The organism is Pseudomonas sp. UW4, from assembly GCF_000316175.1.
GTDB classification, from domain to species: Bacteria; Pseudomonadota; Gammaproteobacteria; order Pseudomonadales; family Pseudomonadaceae; genus Aquipseudomonas; species Aquipseudomonas laurylsulfatiphila.
The window spans coordinates 5,548,389-5,572,775 of record NC_019670.1 but is presented as its reverse complement, the minus strand read 5'-3'; the positions used below and the strand labels follow the sequence as shown (position 1 = coordinate 5,572,775).

At 56.7% G+C, this 24,387-nt stretch carries 36 protein-coding genes; 34 read left to right on the top strand and 2 right to left on the bottom strand.

Annotated features, from left to right (window positions below):
- The first annotated feature begins 14 nt into the window (after positions 1–14).
- From tuf to bfr, 31 genes are all read left to right on the top strand, one after another.
- Positions 15–1,208 carry an elongation factor Tu gene (gene tuf / locus PPUTUW4_RS24785; protein ID WP_007970421.1) on the top strand — a complete coding sequence of 398 codons (1,194 nt, stop codon included), beginning with the start codon at positions 15–17 and terminating at the stop codon, positions 1,206–1,208.
- Between the two features lie 157 nt (positions 1,209–1,365).
- Positions 1,366–1,677 (top strand): 30S ribosomal protein S10, encoded by a 312-nt coding sequence (rpsJ, locus tag PPUTUW4_RS24780; RefSeq protein ID WP_003186070.1) that lies wholly within the window; start codon positions 1,366–1,368, stop codon positions 1,675–1,677.
- Between the two features lie 80 nt (positions 1,678–1,757).
- The gene (rplC, locus tag PPUTUW4_RS24775; protein ID WP_003186059.1) at positions 1,758–2,393 is read left to right on the top strand and encodes a 50S ribosomal protein L3; all 636 of its coding nucleotides are present in this window, start codon (positions 1,758–1,760) and stop codon (positions 2,391–2,393) included.
- A gap of 12 nt (positions 2,394–2,405) precedes the next feature.
- Positions 2,406–3,008 carry a 50S ribosomal protein L4 gene (rplD, locus tag PPUTUW4_RS24770; protein ID WP_003228735.1) on the top strand — a complete coding sequence of 201 codons (603 nt, stop codon included), beginning with the start codon at positions 2,406–2,408 and terminating at the stop codon, positions 3,006–3,008.
- A complete protein-coding gene (gene rplW, locus PPUTUW4_RS24765; protein ID WP_002555488.1) occupies positions 3,005–3,304 on the top strand; it encodes a 50S ribosomal protein L23 in 300 nt (99 codons plus the stop codon). Before rplD ends, rplW begins: the two co-directional genes overlap by 4 nt.
- Positions 3,305–3,318: 14 nt before the next feature.
- Complete coding sequence (gene rplB, locus PPUTUW4_RS24760) at positions 3,319–4,143, top strand: 50S ribosomal protein L2 (RefSeq protein WP_003228734.1); 825 nt, start codon at positions 3,319–3,321, stop codon at positions 4,141–4,143.
- Positions 4,144–4,159: 16 nt separating this feature from the next.
- Positions 4,160–4,435, top strand: coding sequence for a 30S ribosomal protein S19 (gene rpsS / locus PPUTUW4_RS24755; RefSeq protein WP_002555486.1), 276 nt, complete (start codon positions 4,160–4,162; stop codon positions 4,433–4,435).
- A gap of 11 nt (positions 4,436–4,446) precedes the next feature.
- Positions 4,447–4,779, top strand: a complete 333-nt coding sequence (gene rplV, locus PPUTUW4_RS24750) for a 50S ribosomal protein L22 (protein ID WP_003103908.1) — start codon at positions 4,447–4,449, stop codon at positions 4,777–4,779.
- Positions 4,780–4,792: 13 nt separating this feature from the next.
- Entirely contained in the window at positions 4,793–5,479 is a 687-nt protein-coding gene (gene rpsC, locus PPUTUW4_RS24745) for a 30S ribosomal protein S3 (protein WP_007970424.1), read from the top strand.
- 12 nt (positions 5,480–5,491) lie between these two features.
- Complete coding sequence (gene rplP, locus PPUTUW4_RS24740; RefSeq protein ID WP_003228729.1) at positions 5,492–5,905, top strand: 50S ribosomal protein L16; 414 nt, start codon at positions 5,492–5,494, stop codon at positions 5,903–5,905.
- Positions 5,905–6,096 (top strand): 50S ribosomal protein L29, encoded by a 192-nt coding sequence (gene rpmC / locus PPUTUW4_RS24735; RefSeq protein WP_002555481.1) that lies wholly within the window; start codon positions 5,905–5,907, stop codon positions 6,094–6,096. Before rplP ends, rpmC begins: the two co-directional genes overlap by 1 nt.
- A 2-nt stretch (positions 6,097–6,098) precedes the next feature.
- Complete coding sequence (rpsQ, locus tag PPUTUW4_RS24730) at positions 6,099–6,365, top strand: 30S ribosomal protein S17 (protein WP_003176419.1); 267 nt, start codon at positions 6,099–6,101, stop codon at positions 6,363–6,365.
- Positions 6,366–6,388: 23 nt separating this feature from the next.
- Positions 6,389–6,757 carry a 50S ribosomal protein L14 gene (gene rplN / locus PPUTUW4_RS24725; protein WP_002555479.1) on the top strand — a complete coding sequence of 123 codons (369 nt, stop codon included), beginning with the start codon at positions 6,389–6,391 and terminating at the stop codon, positions 6,755–6,757.
- A gap of 11 nt (positions 6,758–6,768) precedes the next feature.
- Positions 6,769–7,083, top strand: a complete 315-nt coding sequence (rplX, locus tag PPUTUW4_RS24720; RefSeq protein WP_003186046.1) for a 50S ribosomal protein L24 — start codon at positions 6,769–6,771, stop codon at positions 7,081–7,083.
- A 20-nt stretch (positions 7,084–7,103) separates the two neighbouring features.
- The gene (rplE, locus tag PPUTUW4_RS24715) at positions 7,104–7,643 is read left to right on the top strand and encodes a 50S ribosomal protein L5 (protein WP_003210069.1); all 540 of its coding nucleotides are present in this window, start codon (positions 7,104–7,106) and stop codon (positions 7,641–7,643) included.
- 13 nt (positions 7,644–7,656) lie between these two features.
- Entirely contained in the window at positions 7,657–7,962 is a 306-nt protein-coding gene (rpsN, locus tag PPUTUW4_RS24710) for a 30S ribosomal protein S14 (RefSeq protein ID WP_003176414.1), read from the top strand.
- 209 nt (positions 7,963–8,171) lie between these two features.
- Positions 8,172–8,564: a 30S ribosomal protein S8 gene (gene rpsH, locus PPUTUW4_RS24705; RefSeq protein WP_003186040.1), complete on the top strand. Its 393-nt coding sequence runs from the start codon at positions 8,172–8,174 to the stop codon at positions 8,562–8,564.
- Positions 8,565–8,576: 12 nt separating this feature from the next.
- Positions 8,577–9,110, top strand: coding sequence for a 50S ribosomal protein L6 (rplF, locus tag PPUTUW4_RS24700; RefSeq protein WP_003176412.1), 534 nt, complete (start codon positions 8,577–8,579; stop codon positions 9,108–9,110).
- A 10-nt stretch (positions 9,111–9,120) separates the two neighbouring features.
- Positions 9,121–9,471, top strand: a complete 351-nt coding sequence (gene rplR, locus PPUTUW4_RS24695; protein WP_003186037.1) for a 50S ribosomal protein L18 — start codon at positions 9,121–9,123, stop codon at positions 9,469–9,471.
- Between the two features lie 3 nt (positions 9,472–9,474).
- Positions 9,475–9,975, top strand: coding sequence for a 30S ribosomal protein S5 (rpsE, locus tag PPUTUW4_RS24690; RefSeq protein WP_003186035.1), 501 nt, complete (start codon positions 9,475–9,477; stop codon positions 9,973–9,975).
- A gap of 2 nt (positions 9,976–9,977) precedes the next feature.
- Positions 9,978–10,154, top strand: a complete 177-nt coding sequence (gene rpmD, locus PPUTUW4_RS24685) for a 50S ribosomal protein L30 (RefSeq protein ID WP_003176408.1) — start codon at positions 9,978–9,980, stop codon at positions 10,152–10,154.
- Positions 10,155–10,157: 3 nt separating this feature from the next.
- Positions 10,158–10,595, top strand: a complete 438-nt coding sequence (gene rplO / locus PPUTUW4_RS24680) for a 50S ribosomal protein L15 (RefSeq protein WP_003228720.1) — start codon at positions 10,158–10,160, stop codon at positions 10,593–10,595.
- On the top strand, positions 10,596–11,924 hold the full coding sequence (gene secY / locus PPUTUW4_RS24675; RefSeq protein WP_015097035.1) for a preprotein translocase subunit SecY: 1,329 nt from the start codon (positions 10,596–10,598) through the stop codon (positions 11,922–11,924).
- A 24-nt stretch (positions 11,925–11,948) separates the two neighbouring features.
- Complete coding sequence (gene rpmJ / locus PPUTUW4_RS28675; protein ID WP_002555468.1) at positions 11,949–12,065, top strand: 50S ribosomal protein L36; 117 nt, start codon at positions 11,949–11,951, stop codon at positions 12,063–12,065.
- A gap of 130 nt (positions 12,066–12,195) precedes the next feature.
- On the top strand, positions 12,196–12,552 hold the full coding sequence (gene rpsM / locus PPUTUW4_RS24670; RefSeq protein WP_009045849.1) for a 30S ribosomal protein S13: 357 nt from the start codon (positions 12,196–12,198) through the stop codon (positions 12,550–12,552).
- A 30-nt stretch (positions 12,553–12,582) separates the two neighbouring features.
- Complete coding sequence (gene rpsK / locus PPUTUW4_RS24665; RefSeq protein ID WP_002555466.1) at positions 12,583–12,972, top strand: 30S ribosomal protein S11; 390 nt, start codon at positions 12,583–12,585, stop codon at positions 12,970–12,972.
- An 18-nt stretch (positions 12,973–12,990) separates the two neighbouring features.
- A complete protein-coding gene (gene rpsD, locus PPUTUW4_RS24660) occupies positions 12,991–13,611 on the top strand; it encodes a 30S ribosomal protein S4 (protein WP_003176404.1) in 621 nt (206 codons plus the stop codon).
- Between the two features lie 22 nt (positions 13,612–13,633).
- Positions 13,634–14,635 (top strand): DNA-directed RNA polymerase subunit alpha, encoded by a 1,002-nt coding sequence (gene rpoA / locus PPUTUW4_RS24655; RefSeq protein ID WP_007970428.1) that lies wholly within the window; start codon positions 13,634–13,636, stop codon positions 14,633–14,635.
- Between the two features lie 42 nt (positions 14,636–14,677).
- Complete coding sequence (rplQ, locus tag PPUTUW4_RS24650; protein ID WP_007970429.1) at positions 14,678–15,064, top strand: 50S ribosomal protein L17; 387 nt, start codon at positions 14,678–14,680, stop codon at positions 15,062–15,064.
- A 237-nt stretch (positions 15,065–15,301) separates the two neighbouring features.
- Positions 15,302–16,756, top strand: coding sequence for a catalase (locus tag PPUTUW4_RS24645; protein WP_015097034.1), 1,455 nt, complete (start codon positions 15,302–15,304; stop codon positions 16,754–16,756).
- 148 nt (positions 16,757–16,904) lie between these two features.
- Positions 16,905–17,369: a bacterioferritin gene (bfr, locus tag PPUTUW4_RS24640; RefSeq protein WP_007970123.1), complete on the top strand. Its 465-nt coding sequence runs from the start codon at positions 16,905–16,907 to the stop codon at positions 17,367–17,369.
- A 64-nt stretch (positions 17,370–17,433) separates the two neighbouring features.
- Here bfr and uvrA read toward each other — a convergent pair whose 3' ends face one another.
- Positions 17,434–20,268, bottom strand: coding sequence for an excinuclease ABC subunit UvrA (gene uvrA, locus PPUTUW4_RS24635; protein WP_015097033.1), 2,835 nt, complete (start codon positions 20,266–20,268; stop codon positions 17,434–17,436).
- Between the two features lie 191 nt (positions 20,269–20,459).
- Between uvrA and PPUTUW4_RS24630 the strand changes: the two genes are divergently transcribed.
- Both PPUTUW4_RS24630 and PPUTUW4_RS24625 read left to right on the top strand, forming a co-directional pair.
- On the top strand, positions 20,460–21,857 hold the full coding sequence (locus PPUTUW4_RS24630; RefSeq protein WP_015097032.1) for an MFS transporter: 1,398 nt from the start codon (positions 20,460–20,462) through the stop codon (positions 21,855–21,857).
- 9 nt (positions 21,858–21,866) lie between these two features.
- On the top strand, positions 21,867–22,379 hold the full coding sequence (locus PPUTUW4_RS24625; RefSeq protein ID WP_015097031.1) for a single-stranded DNA-binding protein: 513 nt from the start codon (positions 21,867–21,869) through the stop codon (positions 22,377–22,379).
- Positions 22,380–22,482: 103 nt separating this feature from the next.
- Here PPUTUW4_RS24625 and PPUTUW4_RS24620 read toward each other — a convergent pair whose 3' ends face one another.
- Positions 22,483–23,031: a cysteine hydrolase family protein gene (locus tag PPUTUW4_RS24620; protein ID WP_015097030.1), complete on the bottom strand. Its 549-nt coding sequence runs from the start codon at positions 23,029–23,031 to the stop codon at positions 22,483–22,485.
- A 101-nt stretch (positions 23,032–23,132) separates the two neighbouring features.
- On the opposite strand from PPUTUW4_RS24620, the gene PPUTUW4_RS24615 reads away from it, so the two are divergent.
- Positions 23,133–24,125, top strand: a complete 993-nt coding sequence (locus tag PPUTUW4_RS24615) for a GlxA family transcriptional regulator (RefSeq protein WP_015097029.1) — start codon at positions 23,133–23,135, stop codon at positions 24,123–24,125.
- Positions 24,126–24,387 lie beyond the last annotated feature (262 nt).

Genomic DNA, 24,387 nt, shown 5'->3' with positions numbered 1-24,387 from the left:
AGGAGTTAATTGTCGTGGCTAAAGAAAAATTTGATCGTTCCCTACCGCACGTCAACGTTGGCACCATCGGTCACGTTGACCACGGTAAAACCACTCTGACCGCAGCTCTGACTCGCGTTTGCTCCGAAGTTTTCGGTTCCGCAATCGTTGAATTCGACAAGATCGACAGCGCGCCAGAAGAAAAAGCTCGTGGTATCACCATCAACACCGCGCACGTCGAGTACAACTCGAACATTCGTCACTACGCTCACGTTGACTGCCCAGGTCACGCTGACTACGTGAAGAACATGATCACCGGTGCTGCCCAGATGGATGGCGCGATCCTGGTTTGCTCGGCCGCTGATGGTCCGATGCCACAAACCCGTGAGCACATCCTGCTGTCCCGTCAGGTGGGCGTTCCGTACATCGTGGTTTTCCTGAACAAGGCTGACCTGGTGGACGACGCTGAGCTGCTGGAACTGGTAGAGATGGAAGTGCGCGATCTGCTGAGCACTTACGACTTCCCAGGCGACGACACTCCAATCATCATTGGTTCGGCCCGTATGGCGCTGGAAGGCAAAGATGACAACGAGATGGGCACCACTGCCGTCAAGAAGCTGGTAGAAACTCTGGACACCTACATCCCAGAGCCAGAGCGTGCTATCGACAAGCCGTTCCTGATGCCAATCGAAGACGTATTCTCGATCTCCGGTCGCGGTACTGTTGTGACTGGTCGTATCGAGCGCGGTATCGTTCGCGTGCAGGATCCACTGGAAATCGTTGGTCTGCGTGACACTACCGTCACCACCTGCACCGGTGTTGAAATGTTCCGTAAGCTGCTCGACGAAGGTCGTGCTGGCGAGAACTGCGGCGTTCTGCTGCGTGGCACCAAGCGTGACGACGTTGAGCGTGGTCAGGTTCTGGTCAAACCAGGTTCGGTTAAGCCGCACACCAAGTTCACCGCAGAAGTTTACGTTCTGAGCAAGGAAGAAGGCGGTCGTCACACTCCGTTCTTCAAAGGCTACCGTCCACAGTTCTACTTCCGTACTACTGACGTGACTGGTAACTGCGAGCTGCCAGAAGGCGTTGAAATGGTAATGCCAGGTGACAACATTCAGATGACTGTTACCCTGATCAAAACCATCGCGATGGAAGACGGTCTGCGTTTCGCTATCCGTGAAGGCGGTCGTACCGTCGGCGCTGGCGTCGTAGCCAAAATCATCGAGTAAGCATCTCTTTTGAGATAGCTTCGATGCTTTGAAAAGCCCCCGCTCAGCGGGGGCTTTTTTATTGGGTTGACACCTATCTGGGGCGTCTATAGAATTGCGCCTCCTTTTAACGGGCGTATTGCGCCCGGTGGGAATAGCAGCCGGAGTCTGAAATCCAATGCAAAATCAGCAAATCCGTATCAGGTTGAAGGCTTTCGACCATCGCCTGATCGACCAATCAACCCAGGAAATCGTGGAAACCGCGAAACGTACTGGTGCTCAAGTGCGTGGTCCAATTCCACTGCCTACCCGTAAAGAGCGGTTCACCGTTCTGGTCTCCCCGCACGTCAACAAAGACGCGCGTGACCAGTACGAGATCCGTACTCATAAGCGCGTTCTGGACATCGTCCAGCCAACGGATAAAACCGTTGATGCTCTTATGAAGCTTGATCTTGCGGCCGGTGTGGAAGTGCAGATCAGCCTCGGCTAAGACTCGGTCTTAGTCGTGTAACGCTCTGAAATGGGCGGCCATAGCGGGTGAAAGCCCCGTACACTCATGAGGTTTACAACATGACTATTGGTGTAGTCGGTCGTAAATGCGGTATGACCCGTATTTTCACCGAAGAAGGTGTCTCCATTCCGGTCACGGTCATTGAGATCGAGCCGAATCGCGTCACCCAGTTCAAAACTGAAGAGACCGATGGCTATCGTGCAGTGCAAGTCACTGTCGGCGAGCGTCGTGCTTCGCGTGTAACAGCAGCTCAGGCTGGCCACTTCGCTAAAGCGAACGTTGCCGCTGGTCGTACCGTAATGGAATTCCGCCTTGAAGAAGGCGAGTACCAGGCCGGCGATCTGATCAACGCTGAAATCTTCGCCGCTGGTCAACTGGTTGATGTAACCGGTCAGTCCAAGGGTAAAGGCTTCCAGGGTACGATCAAGCGTTGGAATTTCCGCGGGCAAGATAACACCCACGGTAACTCCGTATCCCACCGCGTTCCAGGCTCTATCGGCCAGTGCCAGACTCCTGGTCGTGTATTCAAGGGCAAAAAAATGTCCGGTCATATGGGCGCTGAGCGCGTGACCGTGCAGTCCCTCGAAGTAGTGCGCGTGGACGCTGAACGCAATCTGTTGTTGGTCAAGGGCGCTGTTCCTGGCGCTACTGGCGGCAACTTGGTTGTACGTCCAGCAGCCAAGGCTCGCGGTTAAGGGGAAGCTGACATGCAATTAAATGTAAATGACGCTCAAGCGATCGAAGTTTCCGAACTGACATTTGGCGGCGAATTCAACGAGACGCTGGTTCACCAAGCAGTCGTGGCCTACATGGCCGGCGGCCGTCAGGGTTCCAAGCAGCAAAAGACCCGTTCCGACGTTCGTGGTGGTGGCAAGCGCCCATGGCGTCAGAAAGGTACTGGCCGTGCTCGTGCCGGTACTATCCGTAGCCCAATCTGGCGTGGCGGCGGTACCACTTTCGCAGCTCGTCCTCAGGATCACTCCCAGAAGCTGAACAAGAAGATGTACCGCGCAGCAATGCGCTCCATCCTTGCTGAGCTGGTGCGTACTGATCGTCTGGTCGTGGTTCAGGATTTCGCCGTTGAAACGCCGAAAACCAAAGACCTGCTGGGCAAACTGAACAACATGAGCCTGACCGACGTTCTGATCGTGTCGGACGCTGTTGATCAGAACCTGTACCTGGCTGCTCGTAACCTGCCACACGTAGATGTACGTGACGTGCAAGGTTCCGATCCAGTTAGTCTGATCGCATACGACAAGGTGTTGATCACCGTGTCGGCCGTGAAGAAATTCGAGGAGCTGCTGGGATGAACCAGGAACGCGTATTTAAAGTTCTGCTTGGCCCGCACGTTTCCGAGAAGGCTACGGTTCTGGCAGACAAGAAAGGCCAGTTCGTTTTCAAGGTTGCTACTGACGCAACCAAGCTGGAAATCAAGAAGGCCGTCGAAAGCCTGTTCAGCGTGAAAGTAGAGCGTGTAACTACCCTGAATGTTCTGGGTAAGAGCAAGCGCACTGCTCGCGGTCTGGGCAAGCGTAATGACTGGAAGAAGGCAGTTATCTCCCTTCAGCCAGGCCAAGATCTCGATTTCAGCAGCAGTGCTGAGTAAGGAAGGGGTGCATCATGGCAATCGTTAAATGCAAACCGACTTCCCCTGGCCGCCGTTTTGTGGTCAAGGTGGTCAACCAGGAGCTGCATAAAGGCGCTCCTCACGCACCGCTGCTCGAGAAGAAATCGAAGACTGGTGGTCGTAACAACAATGGCCGTATTACCACTCGTCACATCGGTGGTGGTCATAAGCAGCATTACCGTATGGTCGATTTCCGTCGCAACGACAAAGATGGCATCGTCGCCACTGTCGAGCGTATCGAATACGATCCAAACCGTACTGCTCACATCGCACTGCTCTGCTACGCAGACGGCGAGCGCCGCTACATCATCGCCCCTAAAGGCGTGAGTGCTGGCGACCAGCTGATCGCAGGCGCTCTGGCTCCAATCAAGCCAGGCAACGCTCTGCAACTGCGCAACATTCCAGTCGGTTCTACCGTACACGGCATCGAACTGAAGCCAGGTAAAGGCGCACAGATCGCTCGTTCCGCTGGTGCTTCGGCTCAGCTGATCGCTCGTGAAGGCGTGTACGTTACCCTGCGTCTGCGTTCCGGTGAAATGCGTAAAGTCCTGGCTGAATGCCGTGCGACCCTGGGCGAAGTCTCGAACTCCGAGCACAGCCTGCGTTCGCTGGGTAAAGCCGGTGCCAAACGCTGGCGTGGCGTTCGCCCAACCGTTCGTGGTGTTGCCATGAACCCGGTTGACCACCCACATGGTGGTGGTGAAGGTCGTACCTCTGGTGGTCGTCATCCGGTATCGCCATGGGGCTTCCCGACTAAGGGCGCGAAGACTCGTGGTAATAAGCGTACCGACAAAATGATCGTCCGTCGTCGCAAGTAAATAGAGGGATACGACAGTGCCACGTTCTCTGAAAAAAGGTCCTTTTATCGATCTTCACCTACTGAAGAAGATCGAAGTGGCGGCGGAAAAGAACGATCGCAAACCGGTGAAAACCTGGTCGCGTCGTTCGATGATCCTGCCACAAATGGTCGGTCTGACCATCGCAGTACACAACGGTCGTCAGCACGTCCCAGTTCTCGTGAACGAAGACATGGTCGGCCACAAACTGGGCGAGTTCGCCGGTACCCGCACTTATCGCGGGCACGTGGCAGACAAGAAAGCCAAGCGTTAAGGGGTTAGGAAATGGAAGTAGCCGCTAAGTTGTCGGGCGCTCGAATCTCCGCCCAGAAAGCCCGCTTGGTCGCCGACCAGATCCGCGGGAAGAAGGTGGGCGAAGCGCTCAACCTGTTGGCTTTCAGCAGTAAGAAAGCCGCCGAGATCATGAAGAAAGTGCTGGAGTCGGCCGTAGCCAACGCCGAGCATAACGAAGGCGCAGACGTTGATGACCTGAAGGTCAGCACCGTTTTCGTCAACGAAGGGCGTTCGCTGAAGCGCATCATGCCACGTGCCAAAGGCCGTGCTGATCGCATCGTCAAGCGGTCTTGCCATATCACTGTCAAGGTTGCTGACAAGTAACGGAGTCGAAGAGATGGGTCAGAAAGTACATCCCATTGGCATTCGCCTGGGAATCGTCAAGGAGCACACCTCCGTCTGGTACGCAGACGGTCGGACTTATGCGGACTATTTGCTCGCAGATCTGAATGTGCGTGAGTACCTCCAAGACAAACTAAAAAGCGCGTCCGTAAGCCGTATCGATATCCATCGTCCGGCCCAAACTGCACGCATCACCATCCACACCGCTCGTCCAGGTATCGTTATCGGGAAGAAAGGTGAAGATGTTGAGAAACTGCGTCAGGACCTGACCAAGCAAATGGGTGTGCCTGTGCACATCAATATCGAAGAGATCCGCAAGCCGGAGCTCGACGGTATGCTGGTTGCGCAGAGCGTAGCTCAGCAGCTGGAGCGTCGCGTAATGTTCCGTCGTGCTATGAAGCGCGCCGTACAGAACGCCATGCGCATTGGTGCCAAAGGCATCAAAATCCAAGTGAGCGGTCGTCTCGGCGGTGCTGAAATCGCACGTACTGAATGGTATCGCGAAGGTCGTGTGCCATTGCACACCCTGCGTGCCGACATCGACTATGCCAACTACGAAGCTCACACCACTTACGGTGTGATCGGTGTAAAGGTTTGGATCTTCAAAGGCGAAGTAATTGGTGGTCGCCAAGAAGAACTGAAACCACAAGCACCAGCGCCTCGTAAAAAAGCTGCTAAGTAAGGGGTACGCCAAATGTTGCAACCAAAGCGTACGAAGTTCCGCAAGCAAATGACTGGTCACAACCGTGGCCTGGCATTGCGCGGTAGCAAAGTCAGCTTCGGCGAGTTCGCGCTGAAGTCTGTTGCTCGTGGTCGTCTCACCGCTCGTCAGATCGAGTCAGCGCGTCGTGCACTGACCCGTCACGTAAAACGTGGTGGCAAGATCTGGATCCGTGTATTCCCGGACAAGCCGATCTCCAAAAAGCCTCTCGAGGTTCGGATGGGTAAAGGTAAGGGTAACGTGGAATACTGGGTTGCCCAGATTCAGCCAGGCAAAGTCCTGTATGAAATCGAGGGTGTTTCTGAAGAGCTGGCGCGTGAGGCTTTCGCCCTGGCTGCTGCAAAGCTGCCGCTCGCCACCTCCTTTGTTAAACGGACGGTGATGTGATGAAAGCGAATGAACTTCGTGAAAAATCCGCACAGCAGCTGAACGAGCAACTGCTCGGCCTGCTGCGCGACCAGTTCAATCTGCGTATGCAGAAAGCAACTGGCCAGTTGGGGCAGTCTCATCTGCTCTCGCAAGTTAAGCGTGACATCGCTCGCGTGAAGACTGTGCTCAACCAGCAGGCAGGTAAGTAATCATGGCTGAAGCCGAAAAAACTGTCCGTACGCTGACTGGCCGTGTTGTCAGCGACAAGATGGACAAAACCATCACCGTTCTGATCGAGCGTCGCGTTAAGCACCCGATCTACGGTAAATACGTTAAGCGTTCGACTAAGCTGCACGCGCACGACGAAACCAATCAGTGCCACATCGGCGACAAAGTCACTATTCGTGAAACTCGTCCTTTGGCCAAGACCAAGTCTTGGGCGCTGGTTGATGTTCTCGAACGCGCTGTGGAAGTCTAAGGACTAGGGGTCGGAGAAATTATATGATTCAGACTCAATCCATGCTCGATGTGGCCGATAACAGCGGCGCTCGCCGCGTTATGTGCATCAAGGTGCTGGGTGGCTCCCATCGTCGTTACGCTGGTATCGGTGACATCATCAAAGTTACCGTCAAGGAAGCAATTCCTCGCGGTAAAGTGAAAAAAGGCCAAGTGATGACTGCTGTTGTAGTCCGCACTCGTCACGGCGTACGTCGTGCTGATGGCTCCATTATCCGCTTTGATGGCAACGCTGCTGTTCTGTTGAACAACAAGCAAGAGCCGATCGGCACCCGTATCTTTGGGCCAGTGACCCGTGAACTTCGTACTGAGAAGTTCATGAAGATCGTCTCGCTCGCCCCAGAAGTGCTGTAAGGAGATCCGACATGCAAAAGATTCGTCGTGACGACGAGATCATCGTGATCGCCGGCAAAGACAAAGGTAAGCGCGGTAAGGTGCTGAAGGTTCTTGCTGACAACCGTCTGGTTGTTGGTGGTCTGAACCTGGTCAAGCGTCATACCAAGCCTAACCCGATGTCGGGCGTACAGGGCGGTATCGTCGAGAAAGAAGCGCCACTGCACGCTTCCAACGTCGCCATCTTCAACGGCGAAACCAACAAGGCTGACCGCGTTGGTTTCAAAGTAGAAGACGGTAAGAAAATTCGTGTCTTCAAGTCGACCCAAAAAGCGGTTGATGCTTGAACACTGCTAGGTAGAAGACCATGGCACGACTAAAAGAGATTTACCGGAAGGAAATCGCTCCGAAACTTAAGGAAGAACTTAAGCTTTCGAACGTGATGGAAGTTCCGCGCGTTACCAAAATCACCCTGAACATGGGTCTGGGCGAAGCGATCGGCGACAAAAAAGTCATCGAGCACGCTGTTGCTGACCTGGAAAAGATCACCGGCCAGAAAGTCGTTGTGACCTACGCTCGCAAATCCATCGCTGGCTTTAAAGTCCGTGAAGGTTGGCCGATCGGCGTCAAAGTGACCCTGCGCCGTGAGCGTATGTACGAGTTCCTGGATCGTCTGCTGTCGATCTCCCTGCCTCGGGTTCGCGACTTCCGCGGCCTGAATGCCAAGTCCTTCGATGGTCGTGGCAACTACAGCATGGGCGTGAAAGAGCAGATCATCTTCCCGGAAATCGACTACGACAAGATCGATGCTCTCCGCGGTCTGGACATCACCCTGACCACCACTGCCAAGAACGATGATGAAGGCCGCGCTCTGCTGCGTGCGTTCAAATTCCCGTTCCGCAACTGATTGGAGTAGGACCATGGCCAAGATGAGCATGAAAAACCGCGAGCTGAAGCGTCAGCTCACGGTTGCCAAGTACGCCAAGAAGCGTGCAGCACTGAAAGCTATCATCGTTGATCTGAACGCAAGTCCAGAAGCGCGTTGGGAAGCTACAGTAGCCCTGCAGAAGCAGCCACGTGACGCAAGCGCTTCGCGCATGCGTAACCGCTGCCGCCTGACCGGTCGTCCACACGGCGTTTACCGCAAGTTCGGCCTCGGCCGTAACAAGCTGCGTGAAGCTGCCATGCGTGGTGACGTACCGGGTCTGGTTAAAGCCAGCTGGTAAGTACTGTCAAAGTCTCGGTGTCCAGGATCGCAAGATCCTGACCACCGGTGGCCTTGAATCTGAATCAAGCCCCTTTTGGGGCTTGATTCATTTCTGGGGTGTGTCTAGAATACCCGGCTCGCCTGAGCCCGTGTTTTTCATGCCCGGAGATTCTCGGCGACACGTAATAGCCGCAAGGCTAATTTTTTTGTATTAGGAGCGTCTAGCCCATGAGTATGCAGGACCCGTTAGCGGACATGCTAACTCGTATCCGTAATGCCCAGATGGCTGAAAAGTCCGTCGTAAGCATGCCATCTTCCACGTTGAAGGTAGCTGTTGCCAAAGTCCTGAAGGACGAAGGTTACATTGCGGGTTATCAGATCAGCAGCGAAATCAAACCACTGCTGTCCATCGAGCTGAAGTACTTCGAAGGCCGTCCGGTTATCGAAGAAGTGAAGCGCGTTAGCCGTCCAGGCCTGCGTCAGTACAAGTCCGTCGATGATCTGCCAAAAGTTCGTGGCGGTCTCGGTGTGTCTATCGTCTCCACCAACAAGGGTGTGATGACTGATCGTGCTGCGCGCGCTGCCGGTGTCGGCGGCGAAGTTCTTTGCACTGTGTTCTAAGGGGGGATAAGCATGTCTCGCGTCGCTAAGAACCCCGTTAAGCTGCCAGCCGGTGTCGAAGTAAAATTCGCAGGCCAACAGCTTTCGGTGAAGGGTGCCAAGGGCACTCTCGAACTGAACATCCATTCGTCCGTTGAGATCGTTGAAGAAGCTGGTGAGCTGCGTTTCGCTGCTCGCAATGGCGATCAACAGACTCGCGCAATGGCTGGTACCACTCGTGCGTTGGTAAACAACATGGTCCAAGGCGTAAGCCAAGGCTTCGAGCGCAAGCTCCAGCTGGTCGGTGTTGGTTACAAAGCGCAAGCAAAAGGCACAGTGCTGAACCTGGCTCTTGGCTTCTCGCACCCAGTGGATTACGAACTGCCGGAAGGCATCACCGCTGAGACTCCTAGCCAGACCGATATCCTGATCAAGGGCATCGACAAGCAGCTGGTAGGTCAAGTGGCCGCCGAGATCCGCGACTTCCGTCCACCAGAGCCGTACAAAGGCAAAGGTGTGCGCTACGCGGACGAAGTCGTCCGTCGTAAAGAAGCCAAGAAGAAGTAGGGCATAGCAAATGACCGACAAAAAAGTTACTCGACTGCGTCGCGCTCGCAAAGCACGCCTGAAAATGCACGAACTCGAAGTCGTGCGTCTCTGCGTGTTCCGCTCTTCGCAGCACATCTACGCCCAGGTCATTTCGGCCGACGGCAACAAAGTCCTGGCAAGCGCCTCGACTTTGGATAAAGAACTGCGTGATGGTGCCACCGGCAACATCGACGCGGCCACTAAGGTTGGCCAGCTGGTCGCTACGCGTGCTAAGGCCGCTGGCGTCTCGCAGGTGGCTTTCGACCGCTCTGGCTTCAAGTACCACGGCCGCGTTAAAGCGCTGGCTGATGCTGCTCGTGAAGCTGGGCTGGAGTTCTAAGTTATGTCAAATAACGACCAAAAGCGCGACGAAGGCTACATCGAGAAGCTGGTTCAAGTTAACCGCGTAGCCAAAACCGTTAAAGGCGGCCGTATCTTCACTTTCACCGCGTTGACCGTGGTTGGTGATGGTAAGGGCCGTGTTGGCTTCGGCCGTGGCAAGTCGCGTGAAGTGCCTGCTGCGATCCAGAAGGCAATGGAAGCTGCTCGCCGCAACATGATCCAGGTTGATCTGAACGGCACCACCCTGCAGTACGCAATGAAGTCCGCTCACGGCGCTTCGAAGGTGTACATGCAGCCTGCTTCTGAAGGTACCGGTATCATCGCTGGCGGCGCTATGCGTGCTGTCCTCGAAGTTGCTGGCGTTCAGAACGTTCTGGCCAAGTGCTACGGCTCGACTAACCCGGTAAACGTGGTTCACGCCACTTTCAAGGGTTTGAAAGCAATGCAGTCTCCTGAATCCATTGCCGCCAAGCGTGGCAAAAGCGTCAAGGAGATCTTCTGATCATGGCTACCGTTAAAGTTACGCTGATCAAAAGCATGACCGGCCGCATCCCTAACCACAAACTGTGCGTTAAGGGTCTGGGTCTGCGTCGCATCGGTCACACTGTAGAAGTCCAGGATACTCCCGAGAATCGCGGGATGATCAACAAGGCTTACTACATGCTGCGTGTCGAGGGTTAATCGATGAAACTCAATGATCTGAGTCCAGCGCCGGGTTCCCGTCGCGAAAAGCATCGTCCGGGCCGTGGTATCGGTAGCGGTTTGGGTAAGACTGGTGGCCGTGGTCACAAAGGTCAGACCTCTCGCTCCGGTGGCACCATTGCTCCAGGCTTTGAAGGCGGTCAACAGCCGCTGCATCGTCGCCTGCCGAAGTTCGGTTTCGTTTCCCTGAAAGCCATGGATCGCGCAGAAGTGCGTCTGTCCGAGCTGGCTAAAGTGGAAGGCGACATCGTCACCGTGCAGTCCCTGAAAGATGCCAACGTGATCAACGTCAACGTACAGCGTGTGAAAATCATGCTGTCCGGTGAAGTGACTCGCGCTGTCACTATCGGCAAGGGAATCGGCGCCACCAAAGGTGCGCGTGCGGCTATCGAAGCAGCTGGCGGCAAGTTCGAGGAATAAATGGCTAAGCAAGGTGCTCTCTCTGCGCTCGGCAAAGGCGGTATGTCTGAACTCTGGGCTCGTCTGCGTTTTCTGTTCCTGGCGATTATCGTCTACCGAATAGGCGCACACATCCCGGTTCCAGGTATCAACCCGGACCGACTCGCGGACCTGTTTCGACAGAATGAGGGGACCATTCTTAGCTTGTTCAACATGTTTTCCGGCGGCGCGCTGGAACGGATGAGCATCTTTGCACTGGGGATCATGCCGTACATCTCGGCATCGATCATCATGCAACTGATGACCGCCGTCAGTCCGCAACTGGAGCAGTTGAAGAAGGAAGGTGAAGCTGGCCGTCGCAAGATAAGCCAGTACACCCGCTACGGCACTGTCGTCCTCGCTCTCGTCCAGGCCATTGGCATGTCCATTGGTCTGGCGGGGCAGGGCGTTTCGTTCACTGCTGACTTCAGCTTTCATTTCGTTGCGGTAACCACATTTGTGGCAGGCGCGATGTTCATGATGTGGCTGGGTGAGCAGATTACTGAGCGTGGTGTAGGCAACGGTATCTCGATGTTGATCTTCGCAGGTATCGTCGCCGGTCTTCCGAGAGCGATCGGGCAGTCTTTCGAGTCTGCGCGTCAGGGTGATATCAACATCTTCGCCCTGGTTGCCATCGGTTTGCTGGCAGTAGCGATTATCGGTTTCGTGGTGTTCATTGAGCGTGGTCAGCGTCGTATTGCTGTTCACTACGCCAAGCGTCAGCAGGGCCGCAAGGTCTTCGCTGCGCAGACCAGCCACTTGCCGCTGAAGGTGAACATGGCCGGTGTTATTCCGGCTATTTTCGCGAGCAGCATTTTGCTGTTCCCGGCTTCGTTGGGTGCCTGGTTCGGTCAGTCTGAAGGTATGGGCTGGTTGCAGGACATCTCGCAGTCGATCGCTCCTGGTCAGCCGTTGAATATTCTGCTGTTTAGTGCAGGGATTATTTTCTTCTGCTTCTTCTATACGGCGTTGATGTTCAATCCGAAAGACGTAGCGGAAAACCTGAAGAAGTCCGGTGCCTTTATTCCGGGCATCCGTCCAGGTGAGCAGTCTGCGCGCTACATTGATGGCGTTCTGACTCGCTTGACCATGTTCGGTGCTCTTTACATGACGGCCGTCTGCCTGTTGCCCCAGTTCCTGGTGGTTGCAGCGAACGTACCGTTCTACCTTGGCGGGACCTCGTTGCTGATCGTCGTCGTGGTTGTGATGGACTTCATGTCCCAAGTACAATCGCACCTCGTTTCGCACCAGTACGAATCCCTGATGAAGAAAGCCAACCTGAAGGGTTACGGCAGCGGCATGCTGCGCTGACCCATAAGGTTCGAGGAGTTGGTGATGAAAGTTCGTGCATCGGTGAAAAAGCTGTGCCGTAACTGCAAGATTATTCGCCGCGAAGGTGTTGTTCGAGTAATTTGCAGCGCGGAACCGCGTCACAAACAGCGCCAAGGCTGAGTGTGATTGTGCTTCAAGCCCGGCAGCTAGTGCGCTGCCGGGTTGATTATTTGTTATTACAGCGATATTATCTCGCGCCCTATTTCTTGGCTTCCGGGGCGTAGGTAGCTGTCAATTGGAGTCCCACTGAATGGCCCGTATTGCAGGCGTTAACATTCCAGATAACAAGCATACTGTTATCTCGCTGACCTACATCTATGGTGTTGGTCGCACTACTGCACAGAAAATTTGTGCAGAGACTGGGGTAAACCCAGCAGCAAAGATCAAAGATCTGAGCGACGAGCAGATTGAACAGCTGCGTGGCGAAGTGGCGAAGTTCACCACTGAAGGTGACCTGCGTCGCGAAATCAACATGAAAATCAAGCGCTTGATGGACCTCGGTTGCTATCGCGGTCTGCGTCATCGTCGCGGTCTTCCAGTGCGCGGTCAGCGTACCAAGACCAACGCGCGTACCCGTAAAGGTCCGCGTAAGCCGATCCGCAAGTAATCGCCCCAGCGAATCGACAGGAATTTAATCATGGCAAAACCTGCTGCTCGTCCTCGTAAAAAAGTTAAAAAGACAGTGGTTGATGGCATCGCCCACATCCATGCATCTTTTAACAACACCATCGTGACCATCACCGACCGTCAAGGTAACGCTCTTTCCTGGGCTACCTCCGGTGGTTCGGGTTTCCGCGGTTCCCGCAAGTCCACCCCGTTTGCTGCTCAGGTAGCTGCTGAACGTGCTGGTCAAGCTGCGCTGGAATACGGCCTGAAAAACCTCGACGTCAACGTCAAAGGTCCAGGTCCGGGTCGTGAATCCGCAGTCCGCGCTTTGAACGGCTGTGGCTACAAGATCGCCAGCATCACCGACGTGACGCCAATCCCGCACAACGGGTGCCGTCCGCCGAAGAAGCGCCGCGTGTAATCCAGGAGATTGTAAAGAATGGCTCGTTACATTGGTCCAAAATGCAAACTCGCTCGTCGCGAAGGCACCGATCTCTTCCTGAAGAGCGGCGTGCGCGCGATCGAATCGAAGTGCAACATTGAAGCAGCACCTGGTATCCACGGCCAACGCCGCGGTCGCCAGTCCGACTACGGCACCCAACTGCGTGAAAAGCAGAAGGTCCGTCGTATCTACGGCGTTCTCGAGCGTCAATTCAGCGGCTACTACAAAGAAGCTGCTGGCAAGAAAGGTGCAACCGGTGAAAACCTGCTGCAACTGCTCGAATGCCGTCTGGACAACGTTGTATACCGTATGGGCTTTGGTTCGACTCGTGCCGAATCCCGTCAGCTGGTATCGCACAAGTCGATCAGCGTAAACGGTCAGACCGTTAACGTTCCGTCCTACCAGGTTCGTGCTGGTGACGTGGTTGCTGTTCGCGAGAAAGCAAAAAATCAACTTCGCATTGTCCAAGCTCTCGATCTGTGTGCCCAACGTGGCCGCGTAGAATGGGTAGAAGTAGACACTGAGAAGAAGTCGGGCGTTTTCAAGAACGTTCCAGCTCGCAGTGATCTGTCCGCCGACATCAACGAAAGCCTGATTGTCGAGCTCTACTCCAAGTAAGGGCTAGAAAATAGGTGCATCCATGCAGATTTCGGTAAATGAGTTCCTGACACCCCGCCACATTGATGTGCAGGTTGTCAGTCCAACCCGCGCCAAGATCACTCTCGAGCCTCTCGAGCGTGGTTTCGGCCATACCCTGGGCAACGCGCTGCGCCGCATCCTGTTGTCCTCAATGCCCGGCTGTGCAGTAGTCGAGGCCGAGATTGACGGTGTGCTCCACGAGTACAGCGCCATCGAAGGTGTACAGGAAGACGTAATTGAAATCCTGTTGAACCTTAAAGGTCTGGCTATCAAGCTGCACGGTCGTGACGAAGTTACGCTGACCTTGTCGAAGAAGGGTTCGGGGGTGGTTACCGCTGCCGATATTCAGCTGGATCATGATGTCGAGATCGTTAATCCCGATCACGTAATCGCTAACCTGGCGTCTAACGGCGCCCTGAACATGAAGCTCGTAGTAGCTCGTGGTCGTGGTTATGAACCGGCAGACTCGCGTCAGAGCGATGAAGACGAAAGCCGCAGCATCGGTCGCTTGCAGCTTGACTCTTCGTTCAGCCCGGTTCGCCGTATCGCATACGTGGTGGAAAACGCCCGTGTCGAGCAGCGTACTAACCTGGACAAGCTGGTTATTGATCTGGAAACCAACGGTACTCTGGATCCTGAAGAGGCTATTCGCCGCGCTGCAACCATCCTGCAACAGCAGTTGGCTGCGTTCGTCGACCTCAAAGGTGACAGTGAGCCAGTGGTTGTCGAGCAGGAAGACGAGATCGATCCGATCCTGCTTCGCCCGGTTGACGATCTGGAACTGACTGTACGTTCGGCTAACTGCCTTAAGGCGGAAAACATTTACTACATCGGTGACCTGATTCAGCGTACCGAAGTGGAACTGTTGAAGACTCCGAACCTGGGCAAGAAATCCTTGACTGAAATCAAGGACGTTCTGGCCTCCCGCGGTCTGTCCCTCGGCATGCGCCTCGACAACTGGCCGCCTGCAAGTCTTAAGAAGGACGACAAGGCGACTGCCTGATCGTCGTAATCACCGAACGTAGTGTTTGGTAAGGAATGAACCATGCGTCATCGTAAAAGTGGTCGTCACCTGAGCCGCACCAGCTCGCACCGCAAGGCCATGTTCCAAAACATGGCGGTGTCGCTGTTCGAGCACGAGCTGATCAAAACGACTCTGCCAAAAGCCAAAGAACTGCGCCGCGTTGCCGAGCCGCTGATCACTCTGGCCAAGACAGACAGCGTTGCTAACCGTCGTCTGGCTTTCGACCGTACTCGTTCGAAAGCTATCGTTGGTAAGCTCTTCAACGACCTGGGCAAGCGTTACGCTACCCGTGAGGGTGGCTACCTGCGCATCCTCAAGTGCGGTTTCCGCGCTGGCGACAACGCGCCTATGGCGTACGTCGAGTTGGTTGATCGTGCTACTGCTGGCGAAGCTGTATCCGCCGAGTAAGACGTCAGTCTGAAACAAGGAACCGGGCCTAGTGCCCGGTTTTTTGTGCCTGTAAGAAACGCGCCGTTTGTACAAGCGTCTTCTTTGTCCACATCGTCATGATGTGATGGGGATGATCATTAGTTTTTATCTATCGATGTCTGCAAGTTAATGAATTTGTAGCTGTCATATTGATGATCAATACTCCTTCTCAGCCGATAGCCGGCAGTTCAAGACCGACAGAGGAAGGAAGATCGCATGAGCCAAAACAAAACGCTTACCACCGCCAGTGGCGCTCCTGTTGCCGATAACCAGAATTCCCGTTCTGCTGGCCCTCGTGGCCCGCTGCTGCTCGACGACTTTCATCTAATCGAGAAGCTTGCCCATTTCAACCGTGAAAACATCCCCGAGCGCCGTGTGCACGCCAACGGCTCGGGTGCCTACGGTACGTTCACAGTGACGCGTGATATCACTCAATACACCAGTGCGAAACTGTTTGAGGCGGTCGGCAAGCAGACCCCGACTTTCCTGCGGTTTTCCACCGTGGGTGGTGAGCGCGGTTCGGCCGATACCGAGCGCGATCCACGCGGGTTTGCCTTGAAGTTCTACACCGAGGAAGGCAACTGGGACATTGTCGGCAATAACACGCCAGTGTTCTTCATTCGTGACCCATTGAAGTTTCCAGACTTTATCCACACCCAGAAGCGTTTGCCGCAAAGCAACCTGAAAAGTGCCCAGGCGATGTGGGACTTCTGGTCGCATTCGCCCGAAGCGTTGCACCAGGTCACCATCCTGTTTTCCGACCGCGGTATCCCTGACGGATATCGCCACATGCACGGCTTTGGCAGCCACACGTACAGCCTCATCAGCGCTAAAGGCGAGCGCCACTGGGTGAAGTGGCACTACAAGACCAAACAAGGGATCAAGAACCTTGCTCCAGCGGAGGCTGCGCGCCTGGCGGGTACAGATCCGGATTACGCCCAGCGCGACTTGTTCAATGCCATCGAGCAGGGTGATTTCCCGAAATGGCGCGTGTGCATTCAGATCATGAGCGAGTCTCAGGCGGCAGCGCACTACGAGAACCCGTTTGATGTCACCAAAACCTGGTCGCAAAAAGAGTTTCCACTGATTGAAGTCGGAGAGTTGGAGCTCAATCGCAATCCGCAGAACTACTTCGCGGAAGTCGAGCAGGCGGCGTTCGGTCCCAGCAACATGGTTCCAGGCGTTGGTTTGTCGCCGGATCGTATGCTGCAAGGTCGGGTCTTTGCCTACGCGGATGCTCACCGCTACCGTGTCGGCACCAATCACCAACAGTTGCCAGTCAACGCTCCGCGCAGTCCGGTCAACACTTATCAGCGCGATGGATCGATGGCCTTTGGCAGCAATGGCGGTGCGGCGCCGAACTACGAGCCAAACAGCTACGTGGAATCGCCGAAGCAGGCACCTCGTTATGCAGAGCCTGCATTGGCCCTCAGTGGTGCCGCCGATCGTTACGACCACCGCGAAGATACTGATTACTACAGTCACGCCGGCGCGTTGTTCCGCTTGATGTCTGAAGAGCAGAAATCACTGCTGGTCAGCAACATCGCCGGTGCGATGGCGGGGGTGACGAGTGATGTGGTTGATCGCCAGTTGCAACATTTCTACAAAGCTGACCCGGCGTATGGAGAAGCAATCGCAAAGCTGCTCAACGTACAGCTTAACGAAGTCTAAATGAGAAGCAGAACCGCCCTTGTTTGGGCGGTTTTTGCGTTATTTCAGCTGGTTTTCTCAGAATATCTTCGCTTTTATTGCGTCTTGCGAGTGACGATAAGGGCATGTTGGTTCAAACTACAACTTTCAAGCAGGGAGATGTAGGGCGATGCAAGGCCACCCAGATGTGATCGATTACCTCAACACGTTGCTGACCGGCGAACTGGCCGCGCGTGATCAATATTTCGTCCATTCGCGGATGTATGAGGACTGGGGTTTCACCAAGCTCTACGAACGAATCAACCACGAGATGGAAGAGGAAGCAGGGCACGCTGATGCCTTGATGCGCCGGATCCTGATGCTCGAAGGTACTCCGCGCATGCGTCCGGACGATCTCGATGTCGGCACCACGGTGACCGAGATGCTCGAGGCGGATTTGCGCCTGGAATACAAGGTGCGGGCTGCGCTGTGCAAAGGCATCAAGCTCTGCGAGCAGCACAAGGACTACGTCAGCCGCGAAATGCTGCGGGTTCAATTGCATGACACCGAAGAAGATCACACTTACTGGCTCGAAAAGCAGCTGGGTCTGATCAAGTTGATCGGGCTTGAGAACTACCTGCAATCCCACGCCTGATTCAGCGAATACAAAAAAGCCCCTGCCACCGATGAAGTGACAGGGGCTTTTTCATGGCGCCCGGTTAAGCCCGGTCCCGCTCCAGCAGCGGCTTGAGGTAGTAGCCGGTATGGGATTGCTTCATCTCTGACACTTCCTCCGGTGTACCGACGGCGATGATCTGACCGCCCTTGGAACCACCTTCCGGACCGAGGTCCACCAGCCAGTCGGCGGTCTTGATCACGTCCAGGTTGTGCTCGATGACCACCACGGTGTTGCCGTGGTCGCGCAGGCGATGCAGCACGTCCAGCAGTTGCTGGATATCCGCGAAGTGCAGCCCGGTGGTCGGTTCATCGAGGATATACAGGGTCTTGCCGGTATCACGCTTGGACAATTCGCGAGACAGCTTCACCCGCTGGGCTTCACCTCCGGAGAGCGTGGTCGCCGATTGCCCCAGCTTGATGTACGAAAGGCCGACGTCCATCAACGTTTGCAGCTTGCGCGCCAGGGCCGGTACGGCATCGAAGAACACCCGCGCTTCCTCGATGGTCATCTCGAGGGTTTCGTGGATGCTCTTGCCCTTGTACTTGATCTCCAGGGTTTCACGGTTGTAGCGCTTGCTCTTGCACACGTCGCACGGCACGTAGATGTCCGGCAGGAAGTGCATTTCGACCTTGATCAGGCCGTCGCCCTGGCAGGCTTCGCAACGCCCGCCCTTGACGTTGAAGGAGAAGCGCCCCGGGCCGTAGCCCCGCGAGCGGGACTCCGGCACGCCGGCGAACAACTCGCGGATCGGCGTGAACAGTCCGGTATAGGTCGCCGGGTTGGAGCGCGGTGTGCGGCCGATCGGGCTCTGGTCGATGTCGACGACCTTGTCCAGGTGCTCCAGGCCCTTGATGCTGTCGTGGGCGGCCGCCTCAAGCGTCGTTGCGCCGTTCAGCGCGGTGGCGCTCAACGGGAACAGCGTGTTGTTGATCAGCGTCGATTTACCCGAGCCGGATACGCCCGTGACACAGGTCAGCAGGCCGATCGGAATCTCCAGGTCGACATTGCGCAGGTTGTTGCCACGCGCGCCCTTGAGCGACAGCGTCAGCTTCTTGTTGCGCGGCGTACGTTTGGCCGGGACTTCGATCTTCACCCGGCCCGACAGGTATTTGCCCGTCAGCGAGTCCGGATGCGCCATGACCTCGGCCGGTGTGCCTTCGGCGACGATATGCCCGCCGTGCACGCCGGCGCCCGGGCCGATGTCGACCACGTAGTCGGCCAGGCGTATCGCGTCTTCGTCGTGCTCGACCACGATCACAGTGTTGCCGATATCACGCAGATGCTTGAGGGTGCCCAGCAGCCGGTCGTTATCGCGTTGATGCAGGCCGATGGAGGGTTCGTCTAGGATATACAGGACGCCCACCAGGCCGGCGCCAATCTGGCTGGCCAGGCGAATGCGCTGGGCCTCGCCACCGGACAAGGTGTCGGCACTGCGGTCCAGCGACAGATAGTCGAGGCCGACGTTGACCAGAAACTGCAGGCGTTCGCGGATTTCCTTGAGGATCTTGTCGGCAATTTCGCCACGCCGACCGGTGAGCTTGAGCCCGCCAAAATAATCGGACGCATCGCCGATCGGCAGGTTGGTCACCGCCGGCAGGGTTTTCTCGCCGACCCAGACGTGCCGCGCTTCACGCCGCAGACGGGTGCCACGGCAATCCGGGCACGACTGGGTGCTGAGGAATTTGGCCAGCTCCTCGCGCACCGATGCCGATTCTGTTTCGCGGTAACGGCGCTCCAGGTTCGGCACGATGCCTTCGAACGGGTGCGAGCGTTTGACGATGTCGCCGCGGTCGTTCAGGTATTTGAAATCGACGTTTTGCGAACCGCTGCCATGCAGGATGAATTTCTGCTGGTCGGCGGGCAGTTCGTTGAACGGCACTTCCAGGCTGAACTTGTAGTGCGCGGCCAGTGAGCCGAGCATCTGGAAGTAATAGACGTTACGCCGGTCCCAGCCACGAATCGCCCCTTCGGCCAGGGTCAGTTCGCCGTTGACCAGGCGCTTGATGTCGAAGAACTGCTTTACCCCCAGACCATCACAGGTCGGGCAGGCGCCGGCCGGGTTGTTGAAGGAGAACAGCTTGGGTTCAAGCTCGCTGATCGCGTGGCCGCAGATCGGGCAGGCGAAGCGTGCGGAGAAGATCATCTCTTCACCCGGTTCGTCGTCCATCGGCGCTACCAGGGCGATGCCGTCCGCCAGTTTCAGCGCGGTTTCGAAGGATTCGGCCAGGCGTTGTTGCAGGTCGGCGCGAACCTTGAAACGGTCGACCACGACATCGATGGTGTGTTTTTTCTGCTTGTCGAGCTTGGGGGCTTCGTCCAGCTCGTAAAGCTTGCCATTGATTCGGGCACGGACAAAACCCTGTGCGCGCAGTTCTTCGAAAACCGACAGGTGCTCGCCTTTGCGCTCGCGGATGACCGGGGCCAACAGCATCAGTTTGCTGCCCTCCGGTTCGGCGAGGACCAGGTCGACCATCTGGCTGACGGTCTGCGCTTCCAGCGGAATGTCGTGGTCCGGGCAACGGGGGATGCCCACGCGGGCATACAGCAGGCGCAGGTAATCGTAGATTTCGGTAATGGTGCCGACTGTCGAACGCGGGTTGTGCGAGGTGGACTTCTGTTCGATGGAGATCGCCGGCGACAGGCCTTCGATGGTGTCGACGTCGGGTTTTTCCATCATCGACAGGAACTGCCGGGCATAAGCCGACAGCGATTCGACGTAGCGGCGCTGGCCTTCGGCGTACAAGGTGTCGAAAGCCAGGGATGACTTGCCGGAGCCGGACAGGCCGGTGATGACGATCAGCTTGTCCCGTGGCAGGGTCAGGTCGATGTTCTTCAGGTTGTGGGTTCGAGCCCCACGAATCAGGATCTTGTCCAAGGTGGCCTCGCTCGGCGGGCGTCGAAAACGTAGGAGTATACGGCCAAATACTGGATGGATGCACACTATCAAACGAGAGGGCTACTGTCTTACATGAAGAGTGTGTCAGCAATGCGCGTCAAAGCGTCGCGATATACCCCGCCAATCGATCGGACTGGTAGAATCGCCGCCGGTTCACATGAGGTTTTTCCATGCACGATCCCCACAGCGAGCGCATGAGTGGTAGCGAGACCCGCGCAGCAAGCGGTCTGGCCCTGGTGTTCGCCTTCCGTATGCTTGGCATGTTCATGGTGTTGCCGGTACTGGCGACCTATGGGATGGATCTGGCCGGAGCCACGCCGGCCCTGATCGGACTGGCGATTGGTGCTTATGGCCTGACCCAGGCAGTTTTCCAGATTCCTTTCGGGTTCATTTCCGACCGCATCGGCCGTCGCCCGGTGATTTACCTGGGCTTGATCGTCTTTGCCCTCGGCAGTCTGCTGGCCGCCAATGCCGATTCGATCTGGGGCGTGATCGCCGGGCGAATCCTGCAGGGTGCCGGGGCGATTTCCGCCGCGGTCATGGCCTTGCTGTCCGACCTGACCCGCGAGCAGCACCGGACCAAGGCCATGGCCATGATCGGCATGACCATCGGCCTGTCGTTTGCGGTGGCCATGGTGGCCGGCCCGCTGTTGACCCGTGCCTTCGGGTTGTCCGGGCTGTTTCTCGCCACGGGCGGCATGGCGCTGTTCGGCATCGTGATCGTGATGTTCATGGTGCCGCGCTCCACCGGCCCGTTGCAGCACCGTGAGTCCGGTGTCGCGCGCCAGGCGTTGATGCCGACCCTCAAGCATCCGGATCTGCTGCGCCTGGACCTGGGCATTTTTGTCTTGCACGCGATGTTGATGTCCAGTTTCGTCGCCTTGCCCCTGGCACTGGTCGAGAAAGCCGGGTTGCCCAAAGAGCAGCACTGGTGGGTGTACCTGACCGCACTGCTGATTTCTTTCTTCGCCATGATTCCGTTCATTATCTACGGCGAGAAGAAACGCAAAATGAAACGAGTTTTACTCGGCGCCGTCGTGACGTTGATGCTCACTGAGCTATTCTTCTGGCAGTTCGGTGACAGCTTGCGGTCTCTGGTGATCGGTACGGTGGTGTTCTTCACCGCGTTCAATCTGCTGGAGGCTTCATTGCCGTCGCTGATCAGCAAGGTTTCACCGGCAGGTGGCAAGGGCACGGCGATGGGGGTTTATTCCACCAGCCAGTTCCTTGGCTCGGCACTGGGGGGAATCCTCGGTGGCTGGCTGTTCCAGCATGGCGGTCTGTCGGTTGTATTCCTCGGATGCGCCGGTCTGGCTGCCCTCTGGCTGGCCTTTGCTGTTACCATGCGCGAACCTCCCTACGTCACAAGCCTGCGCTTGCCGTTGTCGCCCGAGGCGATCCGCGAAGCGGGTCTGGTCGAGCGCCTGAAGGCGGTCGTAGGGGTAACAGATGCAGTCATCGTCGCGGAAGAGGCGGCGATTTACATCAAACTGGACACCGAACTATTGGATCGCACCACCCTTGAGCGCCTGGTGAACAACCCGGCCGGGGCAGCGTGCGTAGCCTAGGAGAACGTTATGGCCCGTGGGGTTAACAAAGTCATATTGGTCGGCACTTGCGGCCAGGATCCCGAAGTTCGCTACTTGCCTAACGGTAACGCCGTGACCAACCTGAGTCTGGCGACCAGCGAACAGTGGACCGACAAGCAAACCGGCCAGAAAGTCGAAAAGACCGAATGGCACCGTGTATCGATGTTCGGCAAAGTGGCAGAAATCGCCGGCGAATACCTGCGTAAAGGTTCGCAGGTGTACATCGAAGGCAAGCTGCAGACCCGCGAGTGGGAAAAAGACGGTATCAAGCGTTACACCACCGAAATCGTGGTCGACATGCAAGGCACCATGCAACTGCTGGGTGGCCGTCCACAGGGCGACCAGCAGGGCCAGGGCGGCGGTAACTACCAGCAATCCGCTCCGCGCCAGCAGGCTCAACGTCCTGCTCCGCAACAGCAGGCACAGCGTCCGGCCCCTCAACAGGCCGCACCGCAACCGGCTCCGGATTTCGACAGCTTTGATGACGATATTCCGTTCTAAGGCAGCTGCAAGCCTCCAGCTACAAGCAGCAAGCTGATAAAACAAAACCCGCACTTCGGTCTGAAGTGCGGGTTTTTTATGGGCAGTGAAATTTGGTGCAGACTCAGGCCGCGAGGAACTCGTCGGTCGACACCACGCTTGCATAGGCAAACGCCAGGGCCGCCATGAACGCCGCATGAACCTGGGCCGCCGGAACCGACACGCCATTGAATTCCAGGTCACGGGTGGCGCAGGCGTCGTGGATCACGGTCACCGTGTAGCCGAAGTCCGCAGCCGCACGGGTGATGCCATCGACGCACATATGGCTCATGCTGCCCACAACCACCAGTTCCGTGATGCCTTGCTCGTCGAGGATCGATTTCAGCTCGGTTTCGCGGAACGAGTTGACGAAGTGTTTGAGCACCACCGGTTCGTCAGCGCGGTTGATCACTTTGGGGTGCAGCTTCGCGCCTTCGGAGTTCGGGGTGAAGAACGGTGCCTCTGCGGAGGTGAATTCGTGGCGGATATGCACCACCGGATCACCGGCATCACGGAAGGCCTTGATCAGGCGGACGGCGTTGTCGGCGGCGGCGTCGGCGCCGACCAGTGGCCACTTGCCTTGGGGGAAGTAGTCGTTCTGGATATCGACTACGATGAGCGCTTGCTTGGCCATGACTGTTTCCTCGAAGTGTGTGTGGGTGTGGAATGAAGTATTGGCGCTGGCAGGCGGTCCGGGGATTGGCCGCACCGACAATAAGAGGGGGAAAACTGACAATGGACGCAGAAAGGGCAATCGCCGAGCTCGGTGTGCTGATCTATCCTGGCGCGCAGATGGCGGCGGTGCATGGCTTGACGGACTTGTTCGGGGTGGCGAACCGGATCGCCGCCGAGCATCAGGCTGCGCAGTTGCCCCTGCTGCGGGTCAGCCATTGGCAGGTCGAGGGTGATCAGCCGCCGGTCCGGGTCTTCGACAGCCATCCCGGCCCGGAGCGTGCCCTGGTGGCCGTGTTGATCCCGCCATCGATTGCCGGCTTTTCCGAGGGCCAGGCGCCACAAGGCTTGATCCGCTGGTTGCGCGAGCAACATGCCGGCGGCGCGACACTGGGCGGGGTTTGCGTGGGCTCGATCCTGTTGGCTGAAAGCGGCTTGCTCGACGGTCGCAGCGCCACCACTCACTGGACTTCGGCCAAGACCTTTGCCGAACGTTATCCGGCGATACGGCTCAAGGCCGATACGCCGATTGTCGATGACGGCGATCTGATCACCACCGCCGGACTGATGGCGTGGTCTGAACTGGGTTTGCGCCTGGTCAACCGGCTGCTGGGACCGAGCATTGCCACCAATACCGCGCGTTTTCTGGTGGTGGAACACAGCGATAGCGCCAGCGAGTGCGGCAGCAATTTTGCGCCGATCCTCAGTCATGGCGATGCGGCGATCCTCAAGGTGCAGCACTGGTTGCAAAGCACCGGGGCGACCGATGTGTCGCTGGCGGCGATGGCCGAAAAGGCAGGGCTGGAAGAGCGCACCTTCCTGCGACGCTTCCGCACGGCCACCGGGCTCAAACCTACCGAATACTGTCAGCATCTGCGAGTCGGCAAGGCCCGGGAAATGCTTGAGTTCACCAACGGCACCATCGATCACATCGCCTGGACGGTGGGTTATCAGGACCCCGGCGCGTTTCGCGCGACGTTCAAGAAAATTACCGGGCTGGCGCCGAGTGATTATCGGATGCGGTTTGGGGTGAGCCCTGGATCGGTTGCACGGTAGTCGCATCACCCCCGATCTCCTGTGGGAGCGAGCTTGCTCGCGATGAGGGCATGACATTCAACATTGATGTGTCTGGAACACCGCTATCGCGAGCAAGCTCGCTCCCACAGGGTCGGGTGTGTGGGCTGGAGTCGTGCAAAATGCCGGAGTATCAAAGGGCGTCGTGCAGAATAAAACAGGCCCCATGCCATCACTTTCTACGCAACGGGCTGATTTAAAACCCCTCTTTGCGTAACGGGCCTTGGCCTGATCCCTGCACCCC

Excerpts from the sequence above, each read along its gene's own strand:
- rpsJ (WP_003186070.1), top strand. The coding sequence starts at position 1,366 with ATGCAAAATCAGCAAATCCGTATCAGGTTGAAGGCTTTCGACCATCGC.
- rplC (WP_003186059.1), top strand. The coding sequence starts at position 1,758 with ATGACTATTGGTGTAGTCGGTCGTAAATGCGGTATGACCCGTATTTTC.
- rplD (WP_003228735.1), top strand. The coding sequence starts at position 2,406 with ATGCAATTAAATGTAAATGACGCTCAAGCGATCGAAGTTTCCGAACTG.
- rplW (WP_002555488.1), top strand. The coding sequence starts at position 3,005 with ATGAACCAGGAACGCGTATTTAAAGTTCTGCTTGGCCCGCACGTTTCC.
- rplB (WP_003228734.1), top strand. The coding sequence starts at position 3,319 with ATGGCAATCGTTAAATGCAAACCGACTTCCCCTGGCCGCCGTTTTGTG.
- rplV (WP_003103908.1), top strand. The coding sequence starts at position 4,447 with ATGGAAGTAGCCGCTAAGTTGTCGGGCGCTCGAATCTCCGCCCAGAAA.
- rpsC (WP_007970424.1), top strand. The coding sequence starts at position 4,793 with ATGGGTCAGAAAGTACATCCCATTGGCATTCGCCTGGGAATCGTCAAG.
- rplP (WP_003228729.1), top strand. The coding sequence starts at position 5,492 with ATGTTGCAACCAAAGCGTACGAAGTTCCGCAAGCAAATGACTGGTCAC.
- rpmC (WP_002555481.1), top strand. The coding sequence starts at position 5,905 with ATGAAAGCGAATGAACTTCGTGAAAAATCCGCACAGCAGCTGAACGAG.
- rpsQ (WP_003176419.1), top strand. The coding sequence starts at position 6,099 with ATGGCTGAAGCCGAAAAAACTGTCCGTACGCTGACTGGCCGTGTTGTC.
- rplN (WP_002555479.1), top strand. The coding sequence starts at position 6,389 with ATGATTCAGACTCAATCCATGCTCGATGTGGCCGATAACAGCGGCGCT.
- rplX (WP_003186046.1), top strand. The coding sequence starts at position 6,769 with ATGCAAAAGATTCGTCGTGACGACGAGATCATCGTGATCGCCGGCAAA.
- rplE (WP_003210069.1), top strand. The coding sequence starts at position 7,104 with ATGGCACGACTAAAAGAGATTTACCGGAAGGAAATCGCTCCGAAACTT.
- rpsN (WP_003176414.1), top strand. The coding sequence starts at position 7,657 with ATGGCCAAGATGAGCATGAAAAACCGCGAGCTGAAGCGTCAGCTCACG.
- rpsH (WP_003186040.1), top strand. The coding sequence starts at position 8,172 with ATGAGTATGCAGGACCCGTTAGCGGACATGCTAACTCGTATCCGTAAT.
- rplF (WP_003176412.1), top strand. The coding sequence starts at position 8,577 with ATGTCTCGCGTCGCTAAGAACCCCGTTAAGCTGCCAGCCGGTGTCGAA.
- rplR (WP_003186037.1), top strand. The coding sequence starts at position 9,121 with ATGACCGACAAAAAAGTTACTCGACTGCGTCGCGCTCGCAAAGCACGC.
- rpsE (WP_003186035.1), top strand. The coding sequence starts at position 9,475 with ATGTCAAATAACGACCAAAAGCGCGACGAAGGCTACATCGAGAAGCTG.
- rpmD (WP_003176408.1), top strand. The coding sequence starts at position 9,978 with ATGGCTACCGTTAAAGTTACGCTGATCAAAAGCATGACCGGCCGCATC.
- rplO (WP_003228720.1), top strand. The coding sequence starts at position 10,158 with ATGAAACTCAATGATCTGAGTCCAGCGCCGGGTTCCCGTCGCGAAAAG.
- secY (WP_015097035.1), top strand. The coding sequence starts at position 10,596 with ATGGCTAAGCAAGGTGCTCTCTCTGCGCTCGGCAAAGGCGGTATGTCT.
- rpmJ (WP_002555468.1), top strand. The coding sequence starts at position 11,949 with ATGAAAGTTCGTGCATCGGTGAAAAAGCTGTGCCGTAACTGCAAGATT.
- rpsM (WP_009045849.1), top strand. The coding sequence starts at position 12,196 with ATGGCCCGTATTGCAGGCGTTAACATTCCAGATAACAAGCATACTGTT.
- rpsK (WP_002555466.1), top strand. The coding sequence starts at position 12,583 with ATGGCAAAACCTGCTGCTCGTCCTCGTAAAAAAGTTAAAAAGACAGTG.
- rpsD (WP_003176404.1), top strand. The coding sequence starts at position 12,991 with ATGGCTCGTTACATTGGTCCAAAATGCAAACTCGCTCGTCGCGAAGGC.
- rpoA (WP_007970428.1), top strand. The coding sequence starts at position 13,634 with ATGCAGATTTCGGTAAATGAGTTCCTGACACCCCGCCACATTGATGTG.
- rplQ (WP_007970429.1), top strand. The coding sequence starts at position 14,678 with ATGCGTCATCGTAAAAGTGGTCGTCACCTGAGCCGCACCAGCTCGCAC.
- PPUTUW4_RS24645 (WP_015097034.1), top strand. The coding sequence starts at position 15,302 with ATGAGCCAAAACAAAACGCTTACCACCGCCAGTGGCGCTCCTGTTGCC.
- bfr (WP_007970123.1), top strand. The coding sequence starts at position 16,905 with ATGCAAGGCCACCCAGATGTGATCGATTACCTCAACACGTTGCTGACC.
- PPUTUW4_RS24630 (WP_015097032.1), top strand. The coding sequence starts at position 20,460 with ATGCACGATCCCCACAGCGAGCGCATGAGTGGTAGCGAGACCCGCGCA.
- PPUTUW4_RS24625 (WP_015097031.1), top strand. The coding sequence starts at position 21,867 with ATGGCCCGTGGGGTTAACAAAGTCATATTGGTCGGCACTTGCGGCCAG.
- PPUTUW4_RS24620 (WP_015097030.1), bottom strand. The coding sequence starts at position 23,031 with ATGGCCAAGCAAGCGCTCATCGTAGTCGATATCCAGAACGACTACTTC.
- PPUTUW4_RS24615 (WP_015097029.1), top strand. The coding sequence starts at position 23,133 with ATGGACGCAGAAAGGGCAATCGCCGAGCTCGGTGTGCTGATCTATCCT.